Annotated in this window: 23 protein-coding genes and 1 riboswitch; of the genes, 9 read left to right on the forward strand and 14 right to left on the reverse strand. The window is 72.5% G+C overall.

From position 1 onward, the window contains the following. Window positions 1-22: 22 nt before the first annotated feature. The 4 genes from fabG to BCL76_RS19000 form a co-directional block, all read right to left on the reverse strand. On the reverse strand, window positions 23-784 hold the full coding sequence (gene fabG / locus BCL76_RS18985) for a 3-oxoacyl-ACP reductase FabG (protein WP_030770410.1): 762 nt from the start codon (window positions 782-784) through the stop codon (window positions 23-25). Between the two features lie 193 nt (window positions 785-977). After that, window positions 978-1,361, reverse strand: a complete 384-nt coding sequence (locus tag BCL76_RS18990; protein WP_030718859.1) for a DUF3037 domain-containing protein — start codon at window positions 1,359-1,361, stop codon at window positions 978-980. Beyond that, window positions 1,358-2,197, reverse strand: a complete 840-nt coding sequence (locus BCL76_RS18995; RefSeq protein WP_109780660.1) for a HipA family kinase — start codon at window positions 2,195-2,197, stop codon at window positions 1,358-1,360. Before BCL76_RS18995 ends, BCL76_RS18990 begins: the two co-directional genes overlap by 4 nt. Window positions 2,198-2,215: 18 nt before the next feature. Continuing rightward, window positions 2,216-2,830 carry a cysteine hydrolase gene (locus BCL76_RS19000; protein WP_109780661.1) on the reverse strand — a complete coding sequence of 205 codons (615 nt, stop codon included), beginning with the start codon at window positions 2,828-2,830 and terminating at the stop codon, window positions 2,216-2,218. Between the two features lie 76 nt (window positions 2,831-2,906). Here BCL76_RS19000 and BCL76_RS19005 point away from each other — a divergent pair, with 76 nt between their 5' ends. Further along, entirely contained in the window at window positions 2,907-3,386 is a 480-nt protein-coding gene (locus BCL76_RS19005; protein ID WP_109780662.1) for a pyridoxamine 5'-phosphate oxidase family protein, read from the forward strand. Between the two features lie 9 nt (window positions 3,387-3,395). Here BCL76_RS19005 and BCL76_RS19010 read toward each other — a convergent pair whose 3' ends face one another. Continuing rightward, window positions 3,396-4,316 (reverse strand): LysR family transcriptional regulator, encoded by a 921-nt coding sequence (locus BCL76_RS19010; protein ID WP_109780663.1) that lies wholly within the window; start codon window positions 4,314-4,316, stop codon window positions 3,396-3,398. A 74-nt stretch (window positions 4,317-4,390) separates the two neighbouring features. Between BCL76_RS19010 and BCL76_RS19015 the strand changes: the two genes are divergently transcribed. Continuing rightward, on the forward strand, window positions 4,391-5,431 hold the full coding sequence (locus tag BCL76_RS19015; protein WP_258309786.1) for a DMT family transporter: 1,041 nt from the start codon (window positions 4,391-4,393) through the stop codon (window positions 5,429-5,431). A gap of 798 nt (window positions 5,432-6,229) precedes the next feature. On the opposite strand, the gene BCL76_RS19020 is transcribed toward BCL76_RS19015, so the two are convergent. Continuing rightward, window positions 6,230-7,564 carry an aminotransferase class I/II-fold pyridoxal phosphate-dependent enzyme gene (locus tag BCL76_RS19020; protein WP_109780665.1) on the reverse strand — a complete coding sequence of 445 codons (1,335 nt, stop codon included), beginning with the start codon at window positions 7,562-7,564 and terminating at the stop codon, window positions 6,230-6,232. 91 nt (window positions 7,565-7,655) lie between these two features. Between BCL76_RS19020 and BCL76_RS19025 the strand changes: the two genes are divergently transcribed. After that, on the forward strand, window positions 7,656-8,336 hold the full coding sequence (locus tag BCL76_RS19025) for a pyridoxamine 5'-phosphate oxidase family protein (protein WP_109780721.1): 681 nt from the start codon (window positions 7,656-7,658) through the stop codon (window positions 8,334-8,336). Here the strand turns inward: BCL76_RS19025 and BCL76_RS19030 are convergent. Together BCL76_RS19030 and BCL76_RS19035 are read right to left on the reverse strand one after the other, a co-directional pair. Next, a complete protein-coding gene (locus tag BCL76_RS19030; RefSeq protein ID WP_258309787.1) occupies window positions 8,318-9,277 on the reverse strand; it encodes a DMT family transporter in 960 nt (319 codons plus the stop codon). The two genes, BCL76_RS19025 and BCL76_RS19030, sit on opposite strands and share 19 nt — an antisense overlap. A gap of 160 nt (window positions 9,278-9,437) precedes the next feature. Next, window positions 9,438-10,433 carry an EamA family transporter gene (locus BCL76_RS19035; RefSeq protein ID WP_258309788.1) on the reverse strand — a complete coding sequence of 332 codons (996 nt, stop codon included), beginning with the start codon at window positions 10,431-10,433 and terminating at the stop codon, window positions 9,438-9,440. Window positions 10,434-10,628: 195 nt separating this feature from the next. On the opposite strand from BCL76_RS19035, the gene BCL76_RS19040 reads away from it, so the two are divergent. Continuing rightward, complete coding sequence (locus BCL76_RS19040; protein WP_030770377.1) at window positions 10,629-11,057, forward strand: type II toxin-antitoxin system Rv0910 family toxin; 429 nt, start codon at window positions 10,629-10,631, stop codon at window positions 11,055-11,057. A 98-nt stretch (window positions 11,058-11,155) separates the two neighbouring features. On the opposite strand, the gene BCL76_RS19045 is transcribed toward BCL76_RS19040, so the two are convergent. After that, on the reverse strand, window positions 11,156-11,776 hold the full coding sequence (locus BCL76_RS19045; protein WP_109780666.1) for a PadR family transcriptional regulator: 621 nt from the start codon (window positions 11,774-11,776) through the stop codon (window positions 11,156-11,158). A gap of 179 nt (window positions 11,777-11,955) precedes the next feature. Here BCL76_RS19045 and BCL76_RS19050 point away from each other — a divergent pair, with 179 nt between their 5' ends. Both BCL76_RS19050 and BCL76_RS19055 read left to right on the forward strand, forming a co-directional pair. Continuing rightward, on the forward strand, window positions 11,956-12,300 hold the full coding sequence (locus tag BCL76_RS19050) for a hypothetical protein (RefSeq protein WP_109780667.1): 345 nt from the start codon (window positions 11,956-11,958) through the stop codon (window positions 12,298-12,300). A 177-nt stretch (window positions 12,301-12,477) separates the two neighbouring features. Then, entirely contained in the window at window positions 12,478-13,320 is an 843-nt protein-coding gene (locus BCL76_RS19055) for a PhzF family phenazine biosynthesis protein (protein ID WP_109780668.1), read from the forward strand. Between the two features lie 44 nt (window positions 13,321-13,364). On the opposite strand, the gene BCL76_RS19060 is transcribed toward BCL76_RS19055, so the two are convergent. The 3 genes from BCL76_RS19060 to BCL76_RS19070 all read right to left on the reverse strand — a co-directional run bounded on the left by BCL76_RS19060 (window position 13,365) and on the right by BCL76_RS19070 (window position 16,641). After that, window positions 13,365-14,093, reverse strand: coding sequence for a hypothetical protein (locus BCL76_RS19060; RefSeq protein ID WP_109780669.1), 729 nt, complete (start codon window positions 14,091-14,093; stop codon window positions 13,365-13,367). An 88-nt stretch (window positions 14,094-14,181) separates the two neighbouring features. Further along, a complete protein-coding gene (locus BCL76_RS19065; protein ID WP_109780670.1) occupies window positions 14,182-14,982 on the reverse strand; it encodes a CPBP family intramembrane glutamic endopeptidase in 801 nt (266 codons plus the stop codon). 126 nt (window positions 14,983-15,108) lie between these two features. Next, complete coding sequence (locus BCL76_RS19070; RefSeq protein ID WP_109780671.1) at window positions 15,109-16,641, reverse strand: glutamate-cysteine ligase family protein; 1,533 nt, start codon at window positions 16,639-16,641, stop codon at window positions 15,109-15,111. 487 nt (window positions 16,642-17,128) lie between these two features. Here BCL76_RS19070 and BCL76_RS19075 point away from each other — a divergent pair, with 487 nt between their 5' ends. Together BCL76_RS19075 and BCL76_RS19080 are read left to right on the forward strand one after the other, a co-directional pair. After that, on the forward strand, window positions 17,129-17,749 hold the full coding sequence (locus BCL76_RS19075) for a hypothetical protein (RefSeq protein WP_030770351.1): 621 nt from the start codon (window positions 17,129-17,131) through the stop codon (window positions 17,747-17,749). Window positions 17,750-18,010: 261 nt separating this feature from the next. Then, window positions 18,011-18,199 carry a DUF5999 family protein gene (locus BCL76_RS19080; protein ID WP_030009772.1) on the forward strand — a complete coding sequence of 63 codons (189 nt, stop codon included), beginning with the start codon at window positions 18,011-18,013 and terminating at the stop codon, window positions 18,197-18,199. An 80-nt stretch (window positions 18,200-18,279) separates the two neighbouring features. Here BCL76_RS19080 and gcvP read toward each other — a convergent pair whose 3' ends face one another. Further along, a complete protein-coding gene (gene gcvP / locus BCL76_RS19085; RefSeq protein WP_109780672.1) occupies window positions 18,280-21,165 on the reverse strand; it encodes an aminomethyl-transferring glycine dehydrogenase in 2,886 nt (961 codons plus the stop codon). 192 nt (window positions 21,166-21,357) lie between these two features. Next, a riboswitch (glycine riboswitch) is annotated at window positions 21,358-21,456 on the reverse strand. Between the two features lie 112 nt (window positions 21,457-21,568). Between gcvP and BCL76_RS19090 the strand changes: the two genes are divergently transcribed. After that, a complete protein-coding gene (locus BCL76_RS19090; RefSeq protein ID WP_181382611.1) occupies window positions 21,569-21,934 on the forward strand; it encodes a PRC-barrel domain-containing protein in 366 nt (121 codons plus the stop codon). A gap of 37 nt (window positions 21,935-21,971) precedes the next feature. Here BCL76_RS19090 and BCL76_RS19095 read toward each other — a convergent pair whose 3' ends face one another. Then, window positions 21,972-23,456 (reverse strand): DNA polymerase IV, encoded by a 1,485-nt coding sequence (locus BCL76_RS19095; protein ID WP_109780673.1) that lies wholly within the window; start codon window positions 23,454-23,456, stop codon window positions 21,972-21,974.

Below are 23,456 nucleotides of genomic sequence, written 5' to 3' on the forward strand. Positions count from 1 at the left end.
GCCCTGCCTCTCGTGGGAACCGTCAGTTGAGCGGGCCGCCGGCCACGTACATGACCTGGCCGGAGACGAAGCCCGCGGCCTCCCCCGTGAAGAAGGCGATGGCGTTGGCGATGTCGTCCGGACGGCCGACGCGCTGGACCGGGATCTGGGTGGCGGCGGCCGCCTGGAAGTCCTCGAAGCCCATGCCGACGCGGGCGGCCGTCTGGGCGGTCATCTCGGTGGCGATGAAGCCGGGCGCGACGGCGTTGGCGGTGACGCCGAACTTGCCGAGCTCGATGGCCAGGGTCTTGGTGAAGCCCTGCAGTCCGGCCTTGGCGGCGGAGTAGTTGACCTGACCGCGGTTGCCGAGCGCCGAGCTGCTGGAGAGGTTCACGATGCGGCCGAACTTGGCCTCCACCATGTACTTCTGACAGGCCTTGGACATCAGGAAGGCACCGCGCAGGTGCACGTTCATGACGGTGTCCCAGTCGTTCTCGGTCATCTTGAACAGCAGGTTGTCGCGCAGCACACCCGCGTTGTTGACCAGGATGGTCGGGGCGCCGAGCTCGCTCGCGACGCGCGCGACGGCCGCCTCCACCTGGGCGCCGTCGGAGACGTCGCAGCCGACCGCCAGGGCCCTGCCGCCGGCGGCCGTGATGGCCTCCACGGTGTCCTTGCAGGCCGCCTCGTCGAGGTCGAGTACGGCGACGGCACGGCCCTCGGCGGCCAGCCGTACGGCGGTGGCCGCGCCGATGCCCCGGGCCCCTCCGGTCACGATCGCGACGCGCTGCTCGGTGGTGGACATGCTGGATCTCCTCGCCCTTGAGAGGCGGTCGCCCGGAGGTGAGCAACCGCTTAGTAGCTTCAGCTGAGGAGACGCTAGGAGCCCTGGCACCCGGTGTCAACGCCAGGCGGGTCGACCCCGTCGGCGTCGAAGACGCCGGGGCCCGGGGCGGGGGTCCGGGGCGACGGCCCGAGGGCGCGGCCCCGGACCCCTGTCAGCGGACCAGCAGGTCCAGCAACCGCTCCACCTCCGCCGCCGGATCGGCCGTCAGCCCGGTGTGCACCGGGCCCGGCTGCACCACGGTGCTCCGCGGTGCGATCAGCCAGCGGAACCGCCGCCCGGCGTCGTCACCCGCCGCCTGCCCCGCGTCGGCCCCGCCGCTGCACACGCCCTCGACCCCGCGCAGGGCGGCCCGTACCCCGGCCACATCGGCGCCGGGGTCCAGCGCGAGGAGCTTCGCCTCGTCGAGGTGGGTGCGCGCGGCGACGTACGTGTGCGCCCGGCAGTAGACGATCACGCCGGCGTTGAAACACTCGCCCCGTTCCATCCGGGGCACCACACGCACCAGCGCGTACTCGAACACGTCCCGCTTGGTCACTCGCTGTCGCTCTTCATCTTCCGGGGACGGGGGTCGAGGCGGTCGGCGAGCCAGCCGGGCGGACCCGTCCTGACCTTCACCTCGGCCTCCATCGTGATCCTCTCGTGGATCGTGGCCGCGCGCGGCAGCAACGCCTCCACATAGGCGCGCCGCAGCGCGTCGGTGGAGTCGAAGCCCGGCTCGTCGACCAGCCACTCGTCGGGGACGTCGGCCGCGACCTGCGTCAACAGTTCCTCGGTCACCAGCGGCGCGAGTGCGGCGGCCGCCGCGGCGATGTCCGGTCCCACGGGGGCCAGTACGTGGTCGGAGGCGTTGTAGGGCTTGGCGGCCGCGGCCGCCGCGGTGGGCCAGTTGTGGTGCCAGATCATGGTGGCGCCGTGGTCGATGAGCCAGACGTCCCCGTGCCAGACCAGCATGTTCGGGTTGCGCCAGGATCGGTCGACGTTGTTGATGAGGGCGTCGAACCAGACCACGCGCCCCGCCTCGACCGGATCCACCTGGTACGCCAGCGGATCGAAGCCGATCGAGCCGGGCAGGTAGTCCATGCCGAGGTTGAGCCCGCCGCTGGCCTTGAGCAGCTCCTGGACCTCCTGGTCGGGCTCGCCGAGCCCGATCACGGGGTCGAGCTGCATCTGCACCAGCCGTGGGACCCGCAGCCCCAACCGCTGGGCGAGACGGCCGCAGATGACCTCGGCGACCAGGGTCTTGCGGCCCTGGCCGGCACCGGTGAATTTCATGACGTAGGTACCGAGGTCGTCGGCTTCGACGATCCCCGGGAGCGAGCCGCCCTCGCGCAGAGGCGTGACATAGCGGGTCGCGATCACTTCGGACAGCATCCGCCCAGGTTACGGCGGTCAGGTCGCGGGGGCCCACCGCACGAGCAGTTCTTCGGCTGTGGTGACGGACGCCACCAGCGCGAGGGAGTTGCGGATCACCTCGGCGGTACAGGAGGCGGGCACACCCGCGATGGCATCGGCCGGAACCACCACCTGGTAACCGAGGTTCACGGCGTCGAAGACGGTGTTCGGGATGGCGATGTTGGAGGAGACCCCGGTGACGACGAGGGTGCGGATGCCGAGGTTGCGGAGCAGGGCGTCGAGATCGGTGCCGGCCATCGGGGAGAGCCCGTGCAGCCGGCGCACCACCAGGTCCTGCTCGGCCACCACGATGGGCGCGGCGACCTCGACCGCGCGGCTCCCGGTCAGCTGGCGCACCGGCAGCCTCTCCGCGGCCCGGAACAGCCGGGCGTTGGCGTTCGCGCCGAGCCCGTCGGGCCGCCGTTCGGCGACCGCGTGCAGCACCTGGACGCCCGCCCCGCGCGCGGCGTCGACCAGTGCGGCCACCCGCTCCAGCATCCCCGAGTCCCTGGCCTCCTTGGCCAGTTCGGGCAGCGCGCTCTCCTCGCCCACGACCCCGTTCTGGCACTCGACGGTGAGCAGCGCGGTGGTGGCGGGATCGAGATCGGGCATGGCTCCCCCTGGCGTGGCGACGGAAGAGCCCTCATGATTCCTGACACACAGTCAGATGTGAAGGGGTGCAGGACGGATGGACCTGGACGAGTCACGAACCGGAACCTCGCAGCGGCGGGGCCGGCGCATCATGATGAGCGACGCGGAGGTGGACGCCTTCCTGCGCGAGCAGAAGACCTGCCGGGTCGCGACGGTCTCCCCCGACGGGCGCCCGCACGTGGGCGCCCTGTGGTTCGCGTGGGACGGCCACTCGCTGTGGCTGTACTCGATCACACGCAGCCGCCGCTGGTCCGACCTGCGCAAGGATCCTCGGATATCGGTGGTCGTGGATTCCGGCGAGTCCTACGACGAACTGCGCGGGGTGGAGCTGTCCGGCAGCGCCGTCTTCGTGGGTGAGGCGCCGCGCACCGGCGAGCCCTGCCCCGAGCTCGCGGAGGCCGAGCGGATCTTCCCGGTCAAGAACTTCGGCATCCAGGAGATGCCGCACGACGGCCGGCACGCCTGGATCCGCCTCACCCCGGAGTCGGTGGTCTCCTGGGACTTCCGAAAGCTGTAGCGGACCCCCTCAGCGGAGGCCGGCGGCCGCCTGCCGCAGGCTGTCGACCGCGGCCCGGACGGAGGGCCGACGGTCGGCGTCCGCGCGCCATACGACGTACACGTGGCGGCGTACGCTGTCGCACACCGGCAGCAGCCGTACGCCCGGCGGCACCGGACCGCGACCCAGTTTCGGCGCCACGCACACACCGAGACCGGCTTCCACGAAGGCCAGCTGGGTGTGGTGCTCCTCGGCGATGTGGGCGATGCGCGGCTCGATGCCCGTCCCGCGCAGGGTGAAGACCAGCCACTCGTGGCAGAACTGCCCCTCGTTCCAGGAGATCCAGTCGTCGTCGCCGAATTCGGCGAGGGAGATCCCGGCCCTGCCCGGGCTCGCGGTCCGGTCGGCCAGCCGGTGGCCTGCCGGGACGGCGATGTCGACGGTGTCGTCGAGCAGGTGGGTCCGGGTGAGCTCGGCGGGCACCGGCATCCGCTTGTTGTTCCAGTCGATCGCCAGGGCCAGGTCGAGGTCTCCGCGCACGACGGCCGCCATGCTCTCCTCGGGCTCCTGTTCGCGCACCCGCACCCGCAGCTCCGGATGGCCGGCCCGCAGCGCGGCCAAGGCCTGGGGCAGCAGCCCGCGCATGGCGGTCGGGAAGGCGCCGATCCGCAACTCGCCCACGGCGCAGCCCCGCTGGGCCTCGACGTCGGCCTGGGCGCGTTCCACCTGCGAGATGATCCGGGCGGCGTGGTCGGCGAGCAGCCGCCCGGCATCGGTGAGCCGGACCCCGCGCCCGTTCCTGGCCAGCAGCGGCTGTCCGACCTCGCGCTCCAGCTTGGCCAGCTGCTGGGACACGGCGGAGGTGGTGACGTGGAGGCCGTCGGCCGCGCCGCTGACCGAGCCGTGGCGGGCGAGGGCGTCCAGGGTGCGTAGGCGCTCCAGGTTCAACATGTAAGCAATGCTACGGCGTCACCCAGAGAAACTTTCGCTTGTCCTACGAAGTTGATACGAGCACAGTAAAGGGCATGAGCGCACCGACCACCCCCGGGCCGACCCTCCCGGCCGCCGCCCCCTCCCCGGTCTCCCCTTCCCCGACCTCCGCTTCCCCGGTCTCCCCCGCCCCGGCCACGGCCACCGCCGCCACCACGGTCGCCCCGACCCCGGGCCGGCGCCGGGCCGGCCTGCTGGACTGGCGGGTCCGGTTCGCGATCCTCTCGGTGATCTGGGGCTTCAGCTTCCTCCTGATCAAGGTCGGCACCGAGGCGTACGCGCCCTTCCAGGTGGCACTGGGCCGGGTCCTGTTCGGTGCGCTCGCCCTCCTCACCGTGCTGCTGGTCCGCCGGGAGCCGCTCCCCCGGGGCCTGCGCACCTGGGGCCATCTGACCGTGGCGGCGCTCCTGCTCAACACCGCCCCGTTCTCGCTCTTCGCGTACGCGGAGCTGAGCATCCCGTCCAGCCTGGCCGGCATCTGCAACGCCACCTCGCCGCTGTGGGGCATGGCGCTGTCGCTGGTCGCCCTGTCCGAGGACCGCCCGACGCGCCGCCGCTTCGCCGGGCTGGGCCTGGGCTTCCTCGGCGTCCTGACCGTGCTCGGCGCCTGGCAGGGCTTCTCCGGCGTCGACGCCAAGGGCACCGCGTTCGCCCTGCTGGCGTCCCTCTGCTACCCCATCGGCTGGATCTACGTCCGCCGTACGCTGGCCGGGACCCCCGGCTCCCCGGTGGCCCTGACCGGTGGCCAGCTCATGATCTCCACGCTGCAGCTGGCGCTCGTGAGCGCCGCCTTCACCTCGGCGCCGACCTCGTTCCCGCTCTGGCCGACCCTGTCGGTGATCGCGCTGGGCGCCCTGGGCACGGGCATGGCCCTGCAGATGCAGTACGGGCTGGTGACGGAGGTCGGTCCGACCACCGCCCAGATGGTCACGTACTTCATCCCGGTCATCGCCACCACGGCGGGCGTCCTGGTGCTCGGCGAACAGCTGCACTGGAACACCCCGGTCGGCGCCGCGATCGTCCTGGCCGGCGCGGCCCTCACCCAGACCCGGCCCGGGGCCCGTAGACCCGCCTGACCTGGCCCGATAACCTCCGGGCGATCATCACCACGCCTGGAGGAACCCCCGTGGTTCGGCCGCAGTTCTGCTCACCGCCGGACCCGCCGCCTCCCTCGCCGGAGGCTGGGTCGCGCTGAACATCCGGAACATCCGTGGCGCCGCCCGCGCGCCGGAGCACCGGGCGGCCTCCGACGCCGAGCCCATGGCGCACGCCCGGGGAGACCTCGGCCCGGCCCGTCGGGCGGCTCCCGCGGCCCTCTACCGCTTCGCGGGCACCGTCATCGCCCTCTGCGGGATCGTCCTCCCTGGGCGGCCTGCTCGAGCCCGCCTGACCCGCGCCGGGCCGGGCCAGGACCCGGCCCGGCCTCCGACCGGGGCCCCACGTCCCGTCACCGGGACAGGACCGAACCGGGCCCGGCGGGCCCGCCGGGTCGACCCGTAGACCCCGGCCCCGCCAGGGCCCCACCGTCGCGGTCGCCCATGCGCCCCGGCCCCGCCAAGGCCCCACCGTCGCGGTCACCAGTGGGCCCCGGCCCGGCCAGGGGCCCCACCGCCCACGGTCACCCACGTGCCCCAGCCCCGCCAGGAGCCCCGCCGCCCGCGGTCACCAGTGGGCCCCGGCCCCGCCAAGGCCCCACCGCCCGCAGTCACCCGTAGGCCCCGGCCCCGCCAGGGCCCCACCGTCGCGGTCGCCCATGTACCCCGACCCCGCCAGGGGCCCGCCGCCCGCAGTCACCCGCAGGCCCCGGCCCCGCCAAGGCCCCACCGCCCGCGGTCACCCGTAGGCCACGGCCCCGCAAGGGACCCCGCCCGCGGTCACTCGTACCGCACGCCCGCCGCACCCACGCTGACCGCCGCGGCCACCGCGTCGGCCAGGCTCGGCACCTCCTCGGCCGCCAGCTGCGACACCGTCAGCCGCACCCCGGGGCCCGACTCGACCCGGAAGATCGCCCCGGCCGACACCGCCCATCCGGCGGCGAGCAGCCGCGTGACCACCACCGTCTCGTCGACCACCGGCACCCAGACGTTGAGGCCGCTACGCCCGTGCGCCCGGACCCCCCGCTGCCGCAGGGCCTCGACCAGTGCGTCCCGTCGCGCCGCGTACGACCGGGCGACCGTCGCCGGATCCACCGCGCCCGAGGTCCACAGCTCCACCACCGCGTACTGCAGCAGCCGGCTCACCCAGCCCGGCCCGAGCCGCTGCCGCCCCCGCAGCCGGTCCAGCGTGACCGCGTCGCCGGTCAGCACCGCGAGCCGAAGGTCCGGCCCGTACGCCTTCGCCGTGGAGCGCACCAGCACCCAGTGCCGGGTCACCCCGCCCAGCGGATGCAACGGCAGGTCGACGAACCCGTTCCCGTGGTCGTCCTCGATCAGCAGCACCTCGGGGTGGTCCGCCAGCAGGGCCCGCAGCTCCCGCGCCCGCTCCGCGCCGACCGCGGCCCCGGTCGGGTTCTGCGCCCGCGAGGTCACCACCAGCGCCCGCGCCCCGGCCTCCAACGCCCGGGCCACCGCGTCGACGCGGGGCCCGTCGTCGTCCACGGCCACCGGCAGCACGCGCAGGCCGAGCGCCGGGACCAGGTCCAGCGCCCCGCCCCAGCCCGGGTCCTCGATCGCCACCGCGTCACCCGCCCGCAGGTGGGCGGTGAGCACCCGTTCGATCGCGTCCAGCGCGCCCGAGGTCACCGCCACCTGCCCCGGCGGCACCCCGTCCGCGTCGAAACCGGCCCGGGCCAGTTCGGCGAGCTCCGGGGCGACCGGGCCCGCCCCGTAGAGGGTCGGCGCCTGCGCATACCGCCGGGCGGCCGCCGCGAGCGGCCCCTCCAGCGACGGGAGCAGGGACACGTCCGGGCTGCCCTCCGCGAGGTCCCGTACGCCCTCGGGCACCGCCATGCGCAGCGCGTCCCGCGGCGTGCTCGACGGGCGGGCCCGCACGCGACTGCCGCGCCGCCCGTCGGTCTCGATGACCCCGCGCTCGCGCAGGGTCCGGTAGGCGGCGGCCACGGTGTTGGGGTTGACCCCCAGATCGCCCGCCAGCTCCCGCATAGGCAGTAGCAGTGAACCGGGCGGGAGCGCGCCCGAGGCCACGCCCGCCTCCACGCCGGCCGCGATGTCAGCTGCACGACGTCCTGTGATCCGATAGTCTCCTAGCACAAACAATATTATGCACTAGTGCAATGGAGTTCGCATCATGACCGCCACGCCTGCCACGGAGACGCCCGGGACGACGGCCGAGAAGACCGACATGACCGGGTCGACCGACACGACCCGGACCGGGAGCTACGAGCCCACCGACCTCACCGTCCCCAGCCGCTCCCGCGACCGGGCGCGCTACGACCGCGAGACGGTGCACTCGATACTCGACGCGGCCTACATCTGCCACCTCGGCTTCGTCCGCGACGGCGCGCCCGTGGTGCTGCCGACGCTGTTCGCCCGGGTCGGCGAATCGCTCTACATGCACGGCTCGACCGGCTCCCGCCCCCTGCTCGCGGCCCGCCGCAGCGACCCGGGGCTGCCGGTCTGTGTGACCGTGACGCACGTCGACGCACTGGTCCTGGCCCGCTCGGCCTTCCACCACTCGCTCAACTACCGCTCTGTGGTCGTCCACGGCACCGCCCACCAGGTCACCGACGAGGCGGAGTGCCGGATCGCCCTGGACGCCATGGTCGACGCCGTCGTCCCCGGCCGCTCCGCCGACGTCCGGCCCGCCAACGCCCGGGAACTCGCCGCCACCGCGGTGATCCGCGTGGATCTCGCCGAGGTGTCCGCCAAGATCCGCAGTGGCCCGGTGAACGACGACGCCGAGGACCTGGACCTCCCCCACTGGGCGGGCGTGGTCCCGGTGGCCCCCGCGTACGGAACCCCGGTGCCGGACGCGGACCTGGCCCCCGGCACCGCCGTCCCGGACTACCTCAGCGCGCTCTGAGGGGTGCGCCGCTCGGGGGTGGGCGCGGTCACCGGCCCACGGGCCTCGGCCACGATCAGCGCACCCACCGCCGTCAACAGCAGTACGGTGCCCAGCACCACGGCGCCGGTCAGCCGCTCCCCGAGCAGCAGGACGGCGATCACCGCCGCGCTCACCGGCTCGATCAGCATGATCACCGACACGGTCGCGGCCCGTACCGCGGCGGCACCGGTGAAGTAGAGCGCGTACGCCAGCGCGGTCGGCACGGTGGCGACGTACACCAGCAGCCAGAGCACCCGGCCGAGTTCGGCGGTGTGCGGCAGCAGCCCCTCCACCACGGCGAGCGGCAGCAGGCACACCGTGCCCACCGCGACCGACCAGGCGGTGGTCACCAGCGGGTCCCCGCCCGCCCCGCGCTGCCCGAGCCACCGGGCCCGCAGGGTCATCCCCGCGTACCCGGCGGCCGACAGCAGGGCCCAGCCGACGCCGAGCGGCCGCACCTCGCCGCCACCGCTGCCCAGCACCAGTACGGCGAGCCCGGCCAGCGCCCCCACGACGGCGGTCACGCCACCGCGGCCGAGCCGTTCGCCCATCCAGTACCGGGCCCCCAACGCGATGATCACGGGCCCGGCGCCGAGGGTGACCACGGTGCCCACCGCGAGCCCGGTCTCGCGCACGGCGGCGAAGTACGCGGCCTGGAAGAGGGTGAAGAGGAGCCCGGTCCCGATCAGCGAAGCCGCCGAGGGCCGCACCCGCCCCGGGACGGGCCTGGACCCGCGTACGGCGAGCACGCCTAGCAGCACCACGAGCCCGCCCGCGCACCGCCAGAAGGACAGGGCGAGCGGGCCGAGGTCACTGGCCAGGAAGAGGAGGGAGGCGGCCGCCCCGGCGGTGCCCCAGGCGGCTCCGGCGACGACGAGGTACAGCAGACTGCGCCCGGCAGCGGGCGAATGGTTCGACACGAGATGTCTCCGCGCATGCGTGAAGGATGAAAGAAGCAGGTCATCGCTTCGCGGGCAGCACGGACCCGCCCGGGAGACCCCGGGCCGGGTTTCTACGAGGTGGCGCCGCCCGCGCTAGGCGGCCGGCGGCGAAAGCACAGTCAGGTACATGGTCGCCACCCTAACCCTTGGCGGCCGGGGACGGCTCGCGGTCCAGGTCGAGGGGATCGGGTGCGGTCGTCGCCGCCACCGCCGCGGCCGGTGCGGTCGCGGGCGCCGGGCGGGAGGACTGGGCGATGAAGGCGCCGCCGAGCACCAGACCGCCACCGACGATCTGCCAGGTGGAGAGGTGCTCACCGAGCAGGATCCAGGCGAACACGGTGGCGACGACCGCCTCCAGGAAGGCCACGACGCCTGCGACCTGGGGCGAGAGCCGACGTACCGAGACCACACCGGTCAGGTAGGCGAAGACGGTCGCGATCAGCACCACCCACGCGAGCAGCACGGGAGCGAACACCATCGTGCCGCCCACGGAGACATCGCCGCCCAGCACCGCCCAGTCGATCTCCCAGGGCCGGGCGATCACGGTCATCACCAGGGCGCCGACGAGCATGCCGTACGCGATCACCCCGAGCGGGTCGGGAGCGTCGTCGCCGTCGGCGCCCTGGTCGGCGAAGACGAAGTAGAAGGCCTGGCAGCAGGCGGCGGCGAGGCCGAAGAGCACGCCGAGCAGGTCCAGGCTCAGCCCGGCCCAGATCTCGACCACGCAGGCCAGGCCGACGACGGCCACGGCCGCGCCCGCGGCGGCGCCGCGCGTCACGGGCTTGCGCTGCACGAAGCGGATGTAGCCGAGCAGCAGCGCCGGCCCCAGGTACTCCAGCAGCAGGGCCACGCCGACGGGGATGCGGGACAGGGAGGCGAAGTAGAAGGCCTGCACACCCGCGACGGCGACCAGCCCGAAGCCCGCGAGCAGCGCGGGCCTGCGCAGCACGAGGTCACGGTGGCGCCAGGCCAGCGGGGACAGCACCAGCGCCGCCCCGGCCACCCTGAGCCAGACCATGTGGAGGGGGTCCAGACCCGCCTCGATCAGCGGCTTCGCCGCTACTCCGGAACCACCGAACGCGAACGCCGAGACGAGGGCCAGGCCCAGTCCGGCATTTCTCCCTGACGCTTGCATCCAGCCATCATGACAGGACGGGTCAGGACCGTCACCGGGATGACACCTGTTGAGACGGAGTCGAGATCCCGCCCCACCGACCATCCCGTCGACCATCCCGTCGACCTCGCCATATCTGACAGGTCGTCAGTATTGAATGTTCCGCTCGCCGGGGCTACCTTCCGCCGCACGTACCCGACGAGAAGGGGTGGTCGCATGGCTGAAGTCACCGCGGAATCACGCATCGAGGCGTCCGCCGCGCAGCTCTGGTCCCAGCTGACGGACTGGGACGCGTACGGGCAGTGGAGCATGACCCACACGAACTTCCCGAAGGGTGGACCCGAGACCCTCGCGGTGGGCGCCACCTTCGCGGAGAACATGAAGATGATGGGCTTCCCGGCCGAGGTCGTCTGGACGGTCTCGGAGCTGGAGGCCGAACGCCTCTTCGCCATCACCGGCAAGGGCCCGATGGGCGTGGCGGTCCTCACCCGGTACACCCTGATCCCGGACGGCGGGGCCACCACGGTCCGCATCGACGGCGAGTTCACCGGGGCGGCCGTCTCCCTGATGGCGGGCAAGCTCAAGGACTCGGCCACCGCCGCGCTGAACGAGTCGCTGCGCAAGCTGGCCGGCCTGGTCGTCTGACGGCCCGCTCACCACACCCCATACGAAGGCGCGCCCCGCGAGACGAACTCGCGGGGCGCGCCTTCACGTGTGCCGTGGCACGCCGGGGCCGGTCGGGCTCAGTGCTCGTCGGCCAGGATCAGGTAGAGCTTCTTGCGGGCGTCGTTGATGACCCCGAGGGCCTTCTCGCGCTGCTGGGGCGAGCCGGTCTTGAAGACCTGCCCGAATGCCTCCATCAGGCCGATGCCGGCCGTCCGGACCTCCTGCATCGCCTCGAAGTCGAAGCCGCGCCCGGCATCCGCCCAGGGGGCGTCCGGACCCGACTCGGCCTCGGTGCGGCCCGCGTCGGTGAGCGTGAACAGCTTCTTGCCGCCCTCGCTCGCACTCGTGATGAGCCCCTCGTCCTCGAGCAGCTGCAGGGTCGGGTAGACCGACCCCGGGCTGGGCTTCCACGCCCCGCCGCTTCGCTCGCCGATCTCCTGGATCATCTCGTAGCCGTGCATCGGCCGGTCGGCGAGCAGCGCCAGGATCGAGGCGCGCACATCGCCGCGCCGGGCCCGGCCCCGCGGTCCACCCCGTCCGCCGCGGCCACCGAAGGGGCCTCCGCCGAAGGGCGGCCCGAACGGGCCGAAGGCGGCGCGCCGCCCCATGAAGCCCTCCCGACGATCGGGCCCGCAGTGGTCGTGGCCCCGTCCGTGGTCATGGCCGTGGTCGTGTCCGTGCTGTCCGTGTGAACGCATGACTGCGCTCCTTTCGTCACGTTGTCGTCTGTGCATCGGTTGTCCGATGTCTCCACTATCGGCGACGGCTCGCGATGTGTCAACGATATATCGGAATGCATCGGCGTATGGTCGTGCCGCCCAGGCCCGCGCCCCGCCGCCGCTCCCCCTCCGTCAGAGGTGGCCGCCATCATGGGGACATGACCGACCCGCATGTGACCGGCGCCGATGCTTGGCTGCTCCACCACGGCGACCGCGTGATCGCCCGGCTGACCGTGACCGGCTCCGACATGCCCTGGACCCACGCCGAGGTCGAGCCCCTGACCGGCTTCGAAGAGTTCCGCCCCCTCTTCGTCGAGCAGGAGCGGGCTGTCGACGACGAGGACTGGGAGCGGGCCGACGCCTGCTACACCCGGATCCGTGGTGCGCTCTCGATGACGTTTCCCGACGGCGGCCCGGTCGCCGAGTTCATGCTGCGCGTCCACGACGACGGCACCGCCGGATGGCGTTGGCACGACGAGCCCTTCGACACGACGAACCCGTGACACGCCGACCCCGCCGTCTCCGGGACGCGCGAACCGGGCGTCAGGCGTCGCCTCGGACCGACAAGGCCCTGGTCAGGTGGCATCGCTCCGCCAGACCGCCCGCGCGCCGGCGCGACCGGGCCAGACACCCCCGATTGGCCTTTGTCGACGATCAAGAAATCGTCCTACCGTCGGGGCATGCGCATCCGAATCGTCGACGCCTTCACCGACCGCCCCTTCCACGGGAACCCCGCCGGAGTCCTGCTCCTCGACACCGCGTTCCCCCCGGACGCCTGGCTGCAGCAGGTCGCCTGCGAGATGAACCTCTCCGAGACCGCGTTCGCCCACCCCCTGCCGCCCGGTGGGGACGCCGACTGGGCGCTGCGCTGGTTCACCCCGGCCGCCGAGGTCGACATGTGCGGCCACGCCACCCTCGCGACCGCGCACGTACTGGCCACCGGCGGGCTCGCCACGGGGCTGATCCGCTTCTCCGCGCGCTGCGGCGTCCTCACCGCCGAGGTGGCCGAGGACGGCACGATCACCATGGACTTCCCGACGTCCTCGCTCACCCCGGTGCCGCCGCCGGCCGCCGTGGACCACGCGCTCGGCGGCCCCCCGATCCTCTCCGTGCACGACACCGCCGACCACATCGGCGACCTCGTCGTCGAGCTCGCCGACGAGAAGACCGTGCGCGAGCTGGAACCGGACCACGCGGCCCTGCGCGCCTTCGCCCGGCGAGGGGTGATCGTCACCGCGCCCGCCGAGGATCCCTCCCTCGGGTACGACTTCGTCTCCCGCGGCTTCTTCCCCGCCTTCGGGATCGACGAGGACCCGGTCACCGGAAGCGCCCACACGGCGCTCGCCCCGTTCTGGGCGGAGCGGTTGGGTCGCACCGAGCTGACCGGTCTCCAGGGCGGCGCGCGGCGCGGTCTCGTACGGGTGAGGCTGGCGGGCGACCGTACTCTGCTGACCGGCCGGGCCGTCACCGTCGTCGACGGCGAGCTCCTCGCGCCGCCGCCCGGCGTCGGACCGACGGGGTGAGGACGGAGCACGGGCGCGGGGCCCGCCGGCCGGCCCGGATCGGCTCAGCCCTCGGGCCCGCCTCCGTCACCGTTCGACCGCGGCGTCCTCCGCGCCGCCTTCCGCGCCTTCGCGTCGGCCTTCGCGCGGGCGGCGCTCCGCCGCTTCTCCTCCTGCTCCATCCAGGCGTCCGAGTCGATCCGCTTGCGGTAGACCTGCGCCGGCTCGGCCGCGCCGAGGTGCACCGTCCATCCCCACAGGACGGCGGACACGACGAAGAGGACGCCCGCCACGCCCAGATAGGTGGCGATCTCCTCGGCCTCGGAGGCGCCTTCCTCGTGCATGAAACCGGGTACGCCGGCGATGAGCGCGTTCACCCACCACGCGAGCGCCACGTTGAACAGGACGAGGGAGATCCAGTAGACGACCCGCGCGGTCCTCGCCGGGCCGCTCAGGTCCCCCAGCAGCAGCAGGCGCCGCAGTGTCACCGGCCCCGTCCGGTGGCGGCCGCCCGTGTCCTGCTTGGCCCGGCGCACCGAGGCGTAGCACTCGTCCAACCAGCGCCCCGGCTCCGGATCGGGCACCGAGTCGGTCGGCGCCAGCTGCTTGGCCTGGATCCAGCCCGACAGGAACTGGATCTCCAGCTGCGCCTTCTCCAGGCGCCTGCGGTAGTGGTGGTCGGAGCTACGGGCCTCGCGGCGGTCCCGGATGAGGAGGCTGATGCCGCCCACCAGGCCGGTGACCACGGGCACCAGGAAGGGCGCGAACGGTACCAGGGTGTCCAGAACAGCCACCGGGTGCGCCTCCTTGCTCGCCTCCAGCGTCGCACCGCCCCGGCGCCCGGCACCGCCCGGAAGGGCCGATCGGGTGGCCCGCCCCGGGTCACGGTGTCGGCAGCCAGCCCACCTTGCCCGCGAGCAGGGCGTACCCGCCGAAGGCCACGAGGTCGAGGAGCGCGTGCGCGACGACGAGCGGTCCCACCCGGCCCCAGCGCCGGTAGGCGAGGACGAAGACGACGCCCATCACCACGTTGCCGAGGAAGCCGCCGATGCCCTGGTAGAGGTGGTACGAGCCGCGCAGCACCGAGCTGGCCAGCAGCGCGGCCATCGGCGACCAGCCCAGTTGGCCGAGTCGGCGCAGCAGGTAGGCCAGCACGATGATCTCCTCCACCACCGCGTTCTGCAGCGCGGAGAGGATCAGTACGGGGAACTTCCACCACACGTCGGGCAGCGCCTCCGGCACCACCGTGAGGTTGAAACCACCGGCCCGGGCACCCAGGTAGAAGGCCAGCCCGGCGCTGCCGATCCCGGCCGCGACGAGGGCGCCCCGGCCCAGGTCCCACCAGGGTCGGGTGCGGTCGAAGCCCAGTACCCGCAGCCCGGGGGCACCCTCGCGGGTCAGCAGGTGCGCCACCAGCAGGACCGGCACCAGGGCGCTCGCGATGCCGAACAGCTGCCAGGCGAGGTCCAGCCAGGGCCGGCCCGGGGCGTAGGAGCCGTTGAGCGTGGCCGCCTGGTCCTTGAGGCCGCCGGGCTTGGTGAGCGAGCCGATGAAGCTGATCAGCGCCGAGACCCCGCTCGCGCCCAGCGACAGCGCGAGGACGAGCAGCGTCTCGGTGCGCAGCAGGCTCCGCCGCCCGTCCTCGTCCAGTTCCACGAACACCGGCTCCGGCTCCGTCCGCACGCCCGACTCCGTCCTGCCATCCCGTTGCGATCACCCCATACTGCCTCCTCGGCGGACCGGGAGGATCACTGCGGGGCCATCACCGGGATCACCGGGTGCAGCGGACGGGGCCGGGCTCGCGGCCGATCAGCGGGCGGCGGGCACCGAGGCCCTCACCTCCTCCGTCAGCCCGACCGGCCAGGTGTGCACCGGTTCGCCCTTGTGCATCAGCTCGGTGTACCGCCGGGTCGTCGCGGCCAGCGCCTCGTCCCGCTCCAGTCCGGCGGCGAGCGCCCGGTGATAGGTGTCCACCTGCCAGGTCGCCCCGTTCACCCGGCGCCGGCAGCGTTCCTCGATGATGCCGAGGTAGTGGTCCCGGTCCGCGGGCTCGATGCCCCAGGCGTCCAGCCCCGCCGCCGCCATGGGCAGCAGCTCGTCCAGGACCAGCCGTACGGCGGGCACGCTCGCCAGCCCCCCGGCCCGGCCCCGGCGCGGCCACCGCAGCCGGGCGTCGATCCCGTACCGGCAGGCCGCGTCGAAGTTCGCCTCCGCCTCGGCGAAGGGCAGCCGGGTCCACACCGGTCGCGCCTCGTCCGCGAGGGTGCGTACGAGTCCGTAGTAGAAGGCGGCGTTGGCGACGACGTCGGCGACGGTGGGTCCGGCCGGCAGCACCCGGTTCTCCACCCGCAGGTGCGGCACCCCGTCGGCGACCCCGTACACGGGCCGGTTCCACCGGTAGACGGTGCCGTTGTGCAGGACCAGTTCCTGCAGCCCCGGTACCCCGCCCTCGGCCAGCACCCGCAGCGGCTCCTCCTCGTCGCAGATGGGCAACAGGGCGGGGAAGTAGCGGACGTTCTCGGCGAAGAGCTCGTACGCCGAGTCCACCCACCGCTCCCCGAACCAGGTGCGCGGACGCACGCCCTGCGCTTGGAGCTCGGGCGGCCTGGTGTCGGTGGCCTGTGTGAACAGCGGCGGCCGCGACTCGCGCCACAGCTCACGGCCGAACAGGAAGGGCGAGTTGGCGCCGACGGCTATCTGTACGGCGGCCACCGCCTGCGCGGCGTTCCACACTGCCGAGAACCGCGCCGGAGTCACCTGCAGGTGCAGTTGTACGGAGGTGCAGGCGGCCTCCGGCACGATCGACCCGGAGGTCCAGATCAGCCGTTCGACGCCGTCGATGTCGAGCGTGAAGTCCTCCCCGCGCATCATCAGGATCTGCTCGTTGAGCAGCGAGTAGCGGTCCACCGCCGAGAGGTTCGCGGTGACCAGGTCCGCGCGGGAGATCGTCGGCAGAATGCCGATCATCACCACTCCGGCGTCGATCTCCGCGGCCTTCCGGTGGGCATAGCCCAGCCCGGCGCTGAGTTCCTCGGCGAGCTGGTCGAATACCCGGCCGCCGAGCCGGTGCGGAAGGACGTTCACCTCCAGATTGAACATTCCCAGTTCGGTCTGGAAATCGGTGCTCGCAATCCGCTCCAGCACCTGGGCATTCACCATTCTCGGCATCCCGTCGGCACCCGCGAGATTCAGCTCGATCTCCAGTCCCATCATGTTCTTGGGACGATCGAACCTCTTCTCCGCCAGGAGCCGCTCCAGTCCCTCCAGACACTCGTGGAGCTTCCTTCGATACCGCTGCCGATCGGACAGGTCGAATCCGCCTGCCACGACCTTCTCCCCCATCGAAGCGTCCCTCCTCGAGTGGGCCTGGCCCGTGACACCCAGGCGCGCGTTACGGTCGATGATGCCCCGGCAGCGTGATCCATAACGCGCGGGGGGCGTGCGTGACCAGGAGCGCGCGCCGGTTTGGCCGAAGGGCGCTTCGGCACATTCACCTGGCAAGTCGCGGTATGCAAATTCCGCTTCGACTTTGCCTTGTTGGGATAACCGACGCTTTCCAGCCGAGCCCCCGTCCGGTAACCTCCGAGGTCAGCGCGACATGTTCGCGTGCATCCGGCATGAATGCCATGTCAGCGGGTCCGGTAAGCGCCTTGCCGGCAATAGCCGGGACAGCTAGCCGAAACACTGCGTGAACACATGTCGTATAAACTCCGCAAACGAGGCAGAGAGTTGGCGCGCGGCCATTGCCCCTCGGCCCCCCTCTGGCCCCAGAATGCGAGTCCGCACCTGCCCCCGTTCCACCGGTCTCCCAAGTGAGAGGCGACCCACCATGCCGCTGCATGTCCCTCCGGCTCCCGCGCCCGCCCTGCGCAGCGTCCTCGCGGCACTCGGTTCCCCCACCGCCGTCCACGAGGCGCACACCCCGGCCCTGCGCGCGATCCAGGGGCCGCTGACCGCCGAACTCCCCCTTCCGGTCCACGTCCTCGACCGGTTGGGCATGTCCAACCTCGCGGCCGGTGGCAGGCCCCCGCGTACCCGGCTCACCGGTTGGCGGTTCCTGATCCGCAGCGGGGACCGCTACGTCGCGGCGGCCGACACCCGACTGACTCCCGACGGCTGGGTCTTCTCCCATTTCTTCGAGGGCCCCTACGTCGCGGCCACCGAACGCGCCCTGCGCCAGGCGGAGTCCCTCACGACCGGCTACCAGCCACGGCTGCTGTCGGTACCGGAGCTCTACATGCTGACCCTGTGGCTGCACGGGGCGGTGGGCGCCGACGCCGCCGCCGGACTGCCGGCCGGCGAGGACCTGCTGGTACCCCTCGCCCCGGCCCCGCCCGGCATCGCCGCGTACCGGCCGCATCCGGTCTCCGAGCTGTTGCCCGTACTGACCCGCCGGCTGACCCCGGCACCGGCGGCGGCGCCCTCCTCCCTGGCCGCGCCCGCCGCCTGACCCGAATCACCCATTCGGCCTAGTCCACCCGGGCCACTTGCGAACCATCCGAAATGACAGGGGAGTTGGCCTGAACCGCCCGCACGGGTGATGCGTCATCAATCTGTGAGGACAGCTGCCGGGAAATACCTGCGAAGCGGCTGTCATGGGGGAAGACTGATGACACGCTCCCCGCGGGTGCGGGGATGACCCAGGGGGACGGCCATGAATCACGCATCGAGCCGTAGCACACAGACCACACCGCAGCGAAAGAACGCATCCATGTGCCAGCACCAGCCAGCCTGCCCGTCAGCCGAATCCGCCGACCGGGAGGCCGCGCGCCCGGTGGCCAACCACCCGGAGCAGGGCTGGAGCCTGCTGTGCAATGGTGTCCTGCTCTTCGAGGACACCGGTGAACTGCTGCCGGACGGCCAGATCATCGCCCCGCACCGCCCGCTCGCGGCGGCCTAGGCGATCGAGCTGTCCGACCGACCGTAGAACGACGAAGGGGCCGGTCCGGGAGAATCTCCCGGACCGGCCCCTCACTCATGTCAGGCGTCGTACTCGTCCAGCGGCGGGCAGGAGCACACGAGGTTCCGGTCGCCGAACGCACCGTCGATGCGGCGCACCGGCGGCCAGTACTTCTCGGCGGCCGTGACCCCGCCCGGGAAGACGGCCTCGTCCCGGGTGTACGGGTGGTTCCACTCGCCGCCCAGCGCCGCCGCGGTGTGCGGGGAGTTGGCGAGGGGGTTGTCGTCCAGCGGCCACTCGCCGCCCGCGACCCGCTCGATCTCGCCGCGGATGGCGATCATCGCGTCGCAGAAACGGTCGATCTCGGCGAGGTCCTCGGACTCCGTCGGCTCGATCATCAGCGTGCCGGCGACCGGGAAGGACATGGTCGGCGCGTGGAAGCCGTAGTCGATCAGACGCTTGGCGATGTCGTCCACGCTCACGCCCGTGGCCTTCGACAGCGGCCGCAGGTCGATGATGCACTCGTGCGCGACCAGGTTGCCCGGGCCGGTGTAGAGCACCGGGTAGTGCGGCTCCAGGCGCTTGGCGATGTAGTTGGCGCCGAGCACGGCCACCTGGGTGGCGCGCTTGAGGCCCTCGCCGCCCATCAGGCGCACGTACGACCACGAGATCGGCAGGATGCCCGCCGAACCCCACGGAGCGGCCGAGATCGGGCCGACGCCCGTCTCCGGGCCCGCGGCGGGCTGCAGCGGGTGGTTCGGCAGGTACGGGGCCAGGTGCGCCCGGACACCGACCGGGCCGACGCCCGGGCCGCCGCCGCCGTGCGGGATGCAGAAGGTCTTGTGCAGGTTCAGGTGCGAGACGTCGCCGCCGAAGTGACCCGGCTTGGCGAGGCCCACCAGGGCGTTCAGGTTGGCGCCGTCGACGTAGACCTGGCCGCCGGCCTCGTGCACCTGGGCGCAGATGTCTGCGACGTGCTCCTCGAACACACCGTGCGTCGAGGGGTAGGTGATCATCAGCACGGCGAGCTCGTCGCGGTGCTGCTCGATCTTGGCGCGCAGGTCGGCCGTGTCCACCTCGCCGTCGTCGGCGGTCTTGACGACGACGACCTTCATGCCGGCCATCACGGCGCTGGCGGCGTTGGTGCCGTGCGCGGAGGACGGGATCAGGCAGACGGTGCGCTGCTCGTCGCCGTTCGCGCGGTGGTAGGCACGGACGGCCAGCAGACCGGCGAGCTCACCCTGGGAGCCGGCGTTCGGCTGGATGGAGACCTTGTCGTAGCCGGTCACCTCGCAAAGACGTTCCTCCAGCTCGTTGATGAGCGTGAGGTAGCCCTCGGCCTGCTCCACCGGCGCGAAGGGGTGCAGCTGACCGAACTCGGGCCAGGTCACCGGCTCCATCTCGGTGGTCGCGTTGAGCTTCATGGTGCAGGAGCCCAGCGGGATCATGCCGCGGTCCAGCGCGTAGTCCTTGTCCGAGAGCTTGCGCAGGTAGCGCAGCATCGCGGTCTCGGAGCGGTGCTGGTGGAAGACCGGGTGCGTCAGGTACGCGTCCGAGCGCAGCAGGCCCTCGGGCAGCGTGTCGGCGGAAGCCGCGTCGAGCGCCTCGATGTCGGCGGTGACGCCGAAAGCGGCCCAGACGGCCTCGATGTCGGCGCGCAGGGTGGTCTCGTCGCAGGCGACGGAGACCACGTCGGCGTCGACCTGGAACAGGTTGACCCCGCCCTCGCGGGCCGCGGCGACGACCTCGGCTGCGCGGCCCGGGACGCGGGCGGTGATGGTGTCGAAGTACGAGCCGTGCACGATCTCGACCCCGCCGGCCGTCAGACCGGCGGCGAGCAGCGTGGCGTAGCGGTGGGTGCGGCTCGCGATCGTGCGCAGGCCGTCGGGGCCGTGGTAGACGGCGTACATGCCGGCCATGACGGCGAGCAGCACCTGCGCGGTACAGATGTTGCTGGTGGCCTTCTCACGGCGGATGTGCTGCTCGCGGGTCTGCAGCGCGAGGCGGTAGGCCTTGTTGCCGTCCGCGTCCACGGAGACGCCGACGAGGCGGCCGGGCAGCGAGCGGGCGTGCTTGTCCTGGACGGCCATGTAGCCGGCGTGCGGTCCGCCGAAGCCCATCGGGACGCCGAAGCGCTGGGTGGTGCCGACGGCGATGTCCGCGCCGAGCGAACCCGGGGAGGTCAGCAGGGTCAGCGCGAGCAGGTCCGCCGCGACGGCGACGATCGCGCCGAGCGCGTGGGCCTCGTCGATGATCGGCTTGATGTCCCGGACGGCACCGGAGGCACCCGGGTACTGGACCAGGACACCGTAGATGCCGCGCTCGGCGACCTCGGCCGGGATGCCGGCGGACAGGTCGGCGACGACGACGTCGATGCCGATCGGCTCGGCGCGGGTCTCGATGACGGCGATGGTCTGCGGCAGCGCGTCGGCGTCCACCAGGAAGACGTTGCCCTTGGACTTGCCGACGCGGCGGGCCAGGGTCATGGCCTCGGCGGCGGCGGTGCCCTCGTCGAGCAGCGAGGCGCCCGAGGTCGGCAGCCCGGTCAGCTCGGCGACGACCGTCTGGAAGTTCAGGAGCGCCTCGAGGCGGCCCTGGGAGATCTCCGGCTGGTAGGGCGTGTACGCCGTGTACCAGGCCGGGTTCTCCATGACGTTGCGGAGGATCACCGGCGGCGTGAAGGTCCCGTAGTAGCCGAGACCGATCATCGGCGAGAGGACCTGGTTGCGGTCGGCGAGCGAACGGAGCTCGGCCAGCACCTCGGCCTCGGTGCGCGCCTCGGGCAGGTCGAGCGCCTCGGCGGTCTTGATCACATCCGGGACCGCGGCAGCGGTCAGTTCGTCCAGGGAGCCGTAGCCCACCTGGGCGAGCATCTTCGCCTGCGCCTCGGCATCCGGGCCGATGTGGCGCTGTTCGAAGGGGATGCCTCGCTCCAGCTGGGAGAGCGGAATGCGGTTGGCGGTCATGTACGGAGGCCTCCTGGTCGTATGACCTGCGAGGGGCACCACGGCGCGGGCACCCGGACGGCCTCCCCCTCTGTCATCTGCACCTGAGAGTTTCACCGGAGCCACGGGGGTCTCCCGAGGATCCGGCTTTCACCGTCGGTGAGGAGGGGGACCGGCACTGCGCCCGGTACCCGCCCTGCTTTCCAGAGTGGCCTCGTCCGTGCGGTACGTATGCCTGAGAGATTCCGGGGAGGATTTGCTCCTTCGGCGCCTCCGTCTTGTTCACTCGGAGGACTCTCCCGCACAGGGTCGACAGCCGTTCACCAGCGTACCAGCGAGGATCTGGACCCTCCCCGAGTGGCCTCTGCTGCGGATATGCACTTCTGTAGTCATTACGGAGCAGTTGCGACCTTTTGGAGGGACCGTGCAGACCGACATCGATCCGCGCAGCCTGATCGGCCGCAAGGCGTTCGACCGCAATGGCACCAAGATCGGCACGATCGACGAGGTCTACCTCGACGATGCCACGGGCGTCCCGGAGTGGGCCGCGGTCCGGACGGGGCTCTTCAGCCGGGACGCGTTCGTTCCGCTGGAGCCGAGCGAGCTGGTGGACGACACCCTGCGGGTGCCCTTCGAACGCGCCCTGATCAGGGACGCGCCGGACTTCGGAGTCGGGCGCCACCTCTCCCCCGAACAGGAGCTGCAGCTCTACCACCACTACGGACTGGACACGACCCTGCCGGCGGACTTCAACCGCGACTTCGGCCGCCTGGCGGGTGACGAGAGCTGAGCCGAGCCCCCTCACGGTCTTCCCGCACGGTCTTCCCTCAGGGCCGCCCCTCGGGGTCGTCCCCCACCAACGGCAGCGGATCGGACGGCTCCAGCTCGGGGTCGTCCACCCGGAAGGTCCGCACCCGGCCGGGCTCCGATCCGGGCCGCTCGAACCGCACGGTCACCCGCCCGACCCCGCTGCCCTGGACCCATCCGGGCCCGTACACGGCATGCAGCACGTCGCTCCCGGCCTGCCAGCGCCGCTCGGGGGCCGGCTCGGGCTCCCCGGGCGGCTCCGCGGCCCCGTGGACACCCTCGGCCTCCACCTCGGCCGTACCGGCCGCCACAGCTCCCGCTCCGGCTCCGTCCGCCCCATCCGTCCTGTCGGCTCCGTCGGTCCCCCCGGTGCCCTCCGACCCCTCCGGCTTGCCCGACCCGTCCGTACCGTCCGACCCGTCCGGCTCAGCGGCGAGCGACTGCGCGAACAGGTCCTCCTGCGTGTAGTCCGCCAGCCCGCTCACGCCGACTCCCAGCAGCCGCACCCCGCCCGTGGTGTCCACGCCCTCCAGCAGCCGCGCCGCCGCCTCCCGCACCACGGCCGGGTCGTCCGTCGGCCCCCGCAGGGTCTCGGACCGGGTCAGCGTGGAGAAGTCGTACCGGCGGACCTTGAGCACGATCGTGCGCCCGGAGTGCCCCGACTCCCGCAGCCGCCGCACGCACCGGTCGGCGAGCCGCTGCACCTCACCGCGGATCCTGACCCGGTCGTGCAGGTCCACGTCGAAGGTGTCCTCGACCGACACCGACTTCGCGTCCCGCTCGGCGACCACCGGCCGGTCGTCCAGTCCGAGCGCCATCCGGTACAGCCCGGCACCGGCCGAGCGGCCGACCATCCGGACCAGCTCGTCCTCCCCGGCCTCCGCCAGCTCGCCCACCGTGGTGATCCCGGCACGGCGCAGGTGCTCGCCCGTGGCGGGCCCCACCCCGGGCAGGGTCCGTACCGACATCGGAGCGAGCAGCTCGCGCTCCGTCCCCGGCTCGATCAGCAGCAGCCCGGCCGGCTTGGCCTCCTCGGAGGCCACCTTGGCCAGCATCTTCGACCCGGCCAGCCCCACCGACCCACTGAGCCCCGTGGCGGCCCTGATGTCCGCCCGCAGCCGCTCGCCCGTCTCCCGGGCGCTGCGCGCGTCGAAGGCCACCCCGCCCGCCTCCAGGTCCACGAAGGCCTCGTCCAGGCTCAGGGGCTCCACCAGGGGCGACAGCTCGCGCAGCAGGGCCATCACCACGTCGCTGACCTGCCGGTAGAGACTGAAGCGGGGGATCAGGTACGCGCCGTTCGGGCAGAGCCGCCGCGCCTGGCCCATCGGCATCGCGGAGTGCACCCCGAAGCGCCTGGCCTCGTACGAGGCCGTGGCGACGACGCCGCGCGGCCCGAGACCGCCGACGATGACGGCCTTGCCGCGCAGGCTCGGCTTCGACGCCTGTTCCACGGAGGCGTAGAAGGCATCCATGTCCAGATGCAGGATGGTGGGCGCGGCTCTCAC

The sequence above is a fragment of the Streptomyces sp. CG 926 genome (genome assembly GCF_003148825.1).
Classification (GTDB): Bacteria; Actinomycetota; Actinomycetes; order Streptomycetales; family Streptomycetaceae; genus Streptomyces.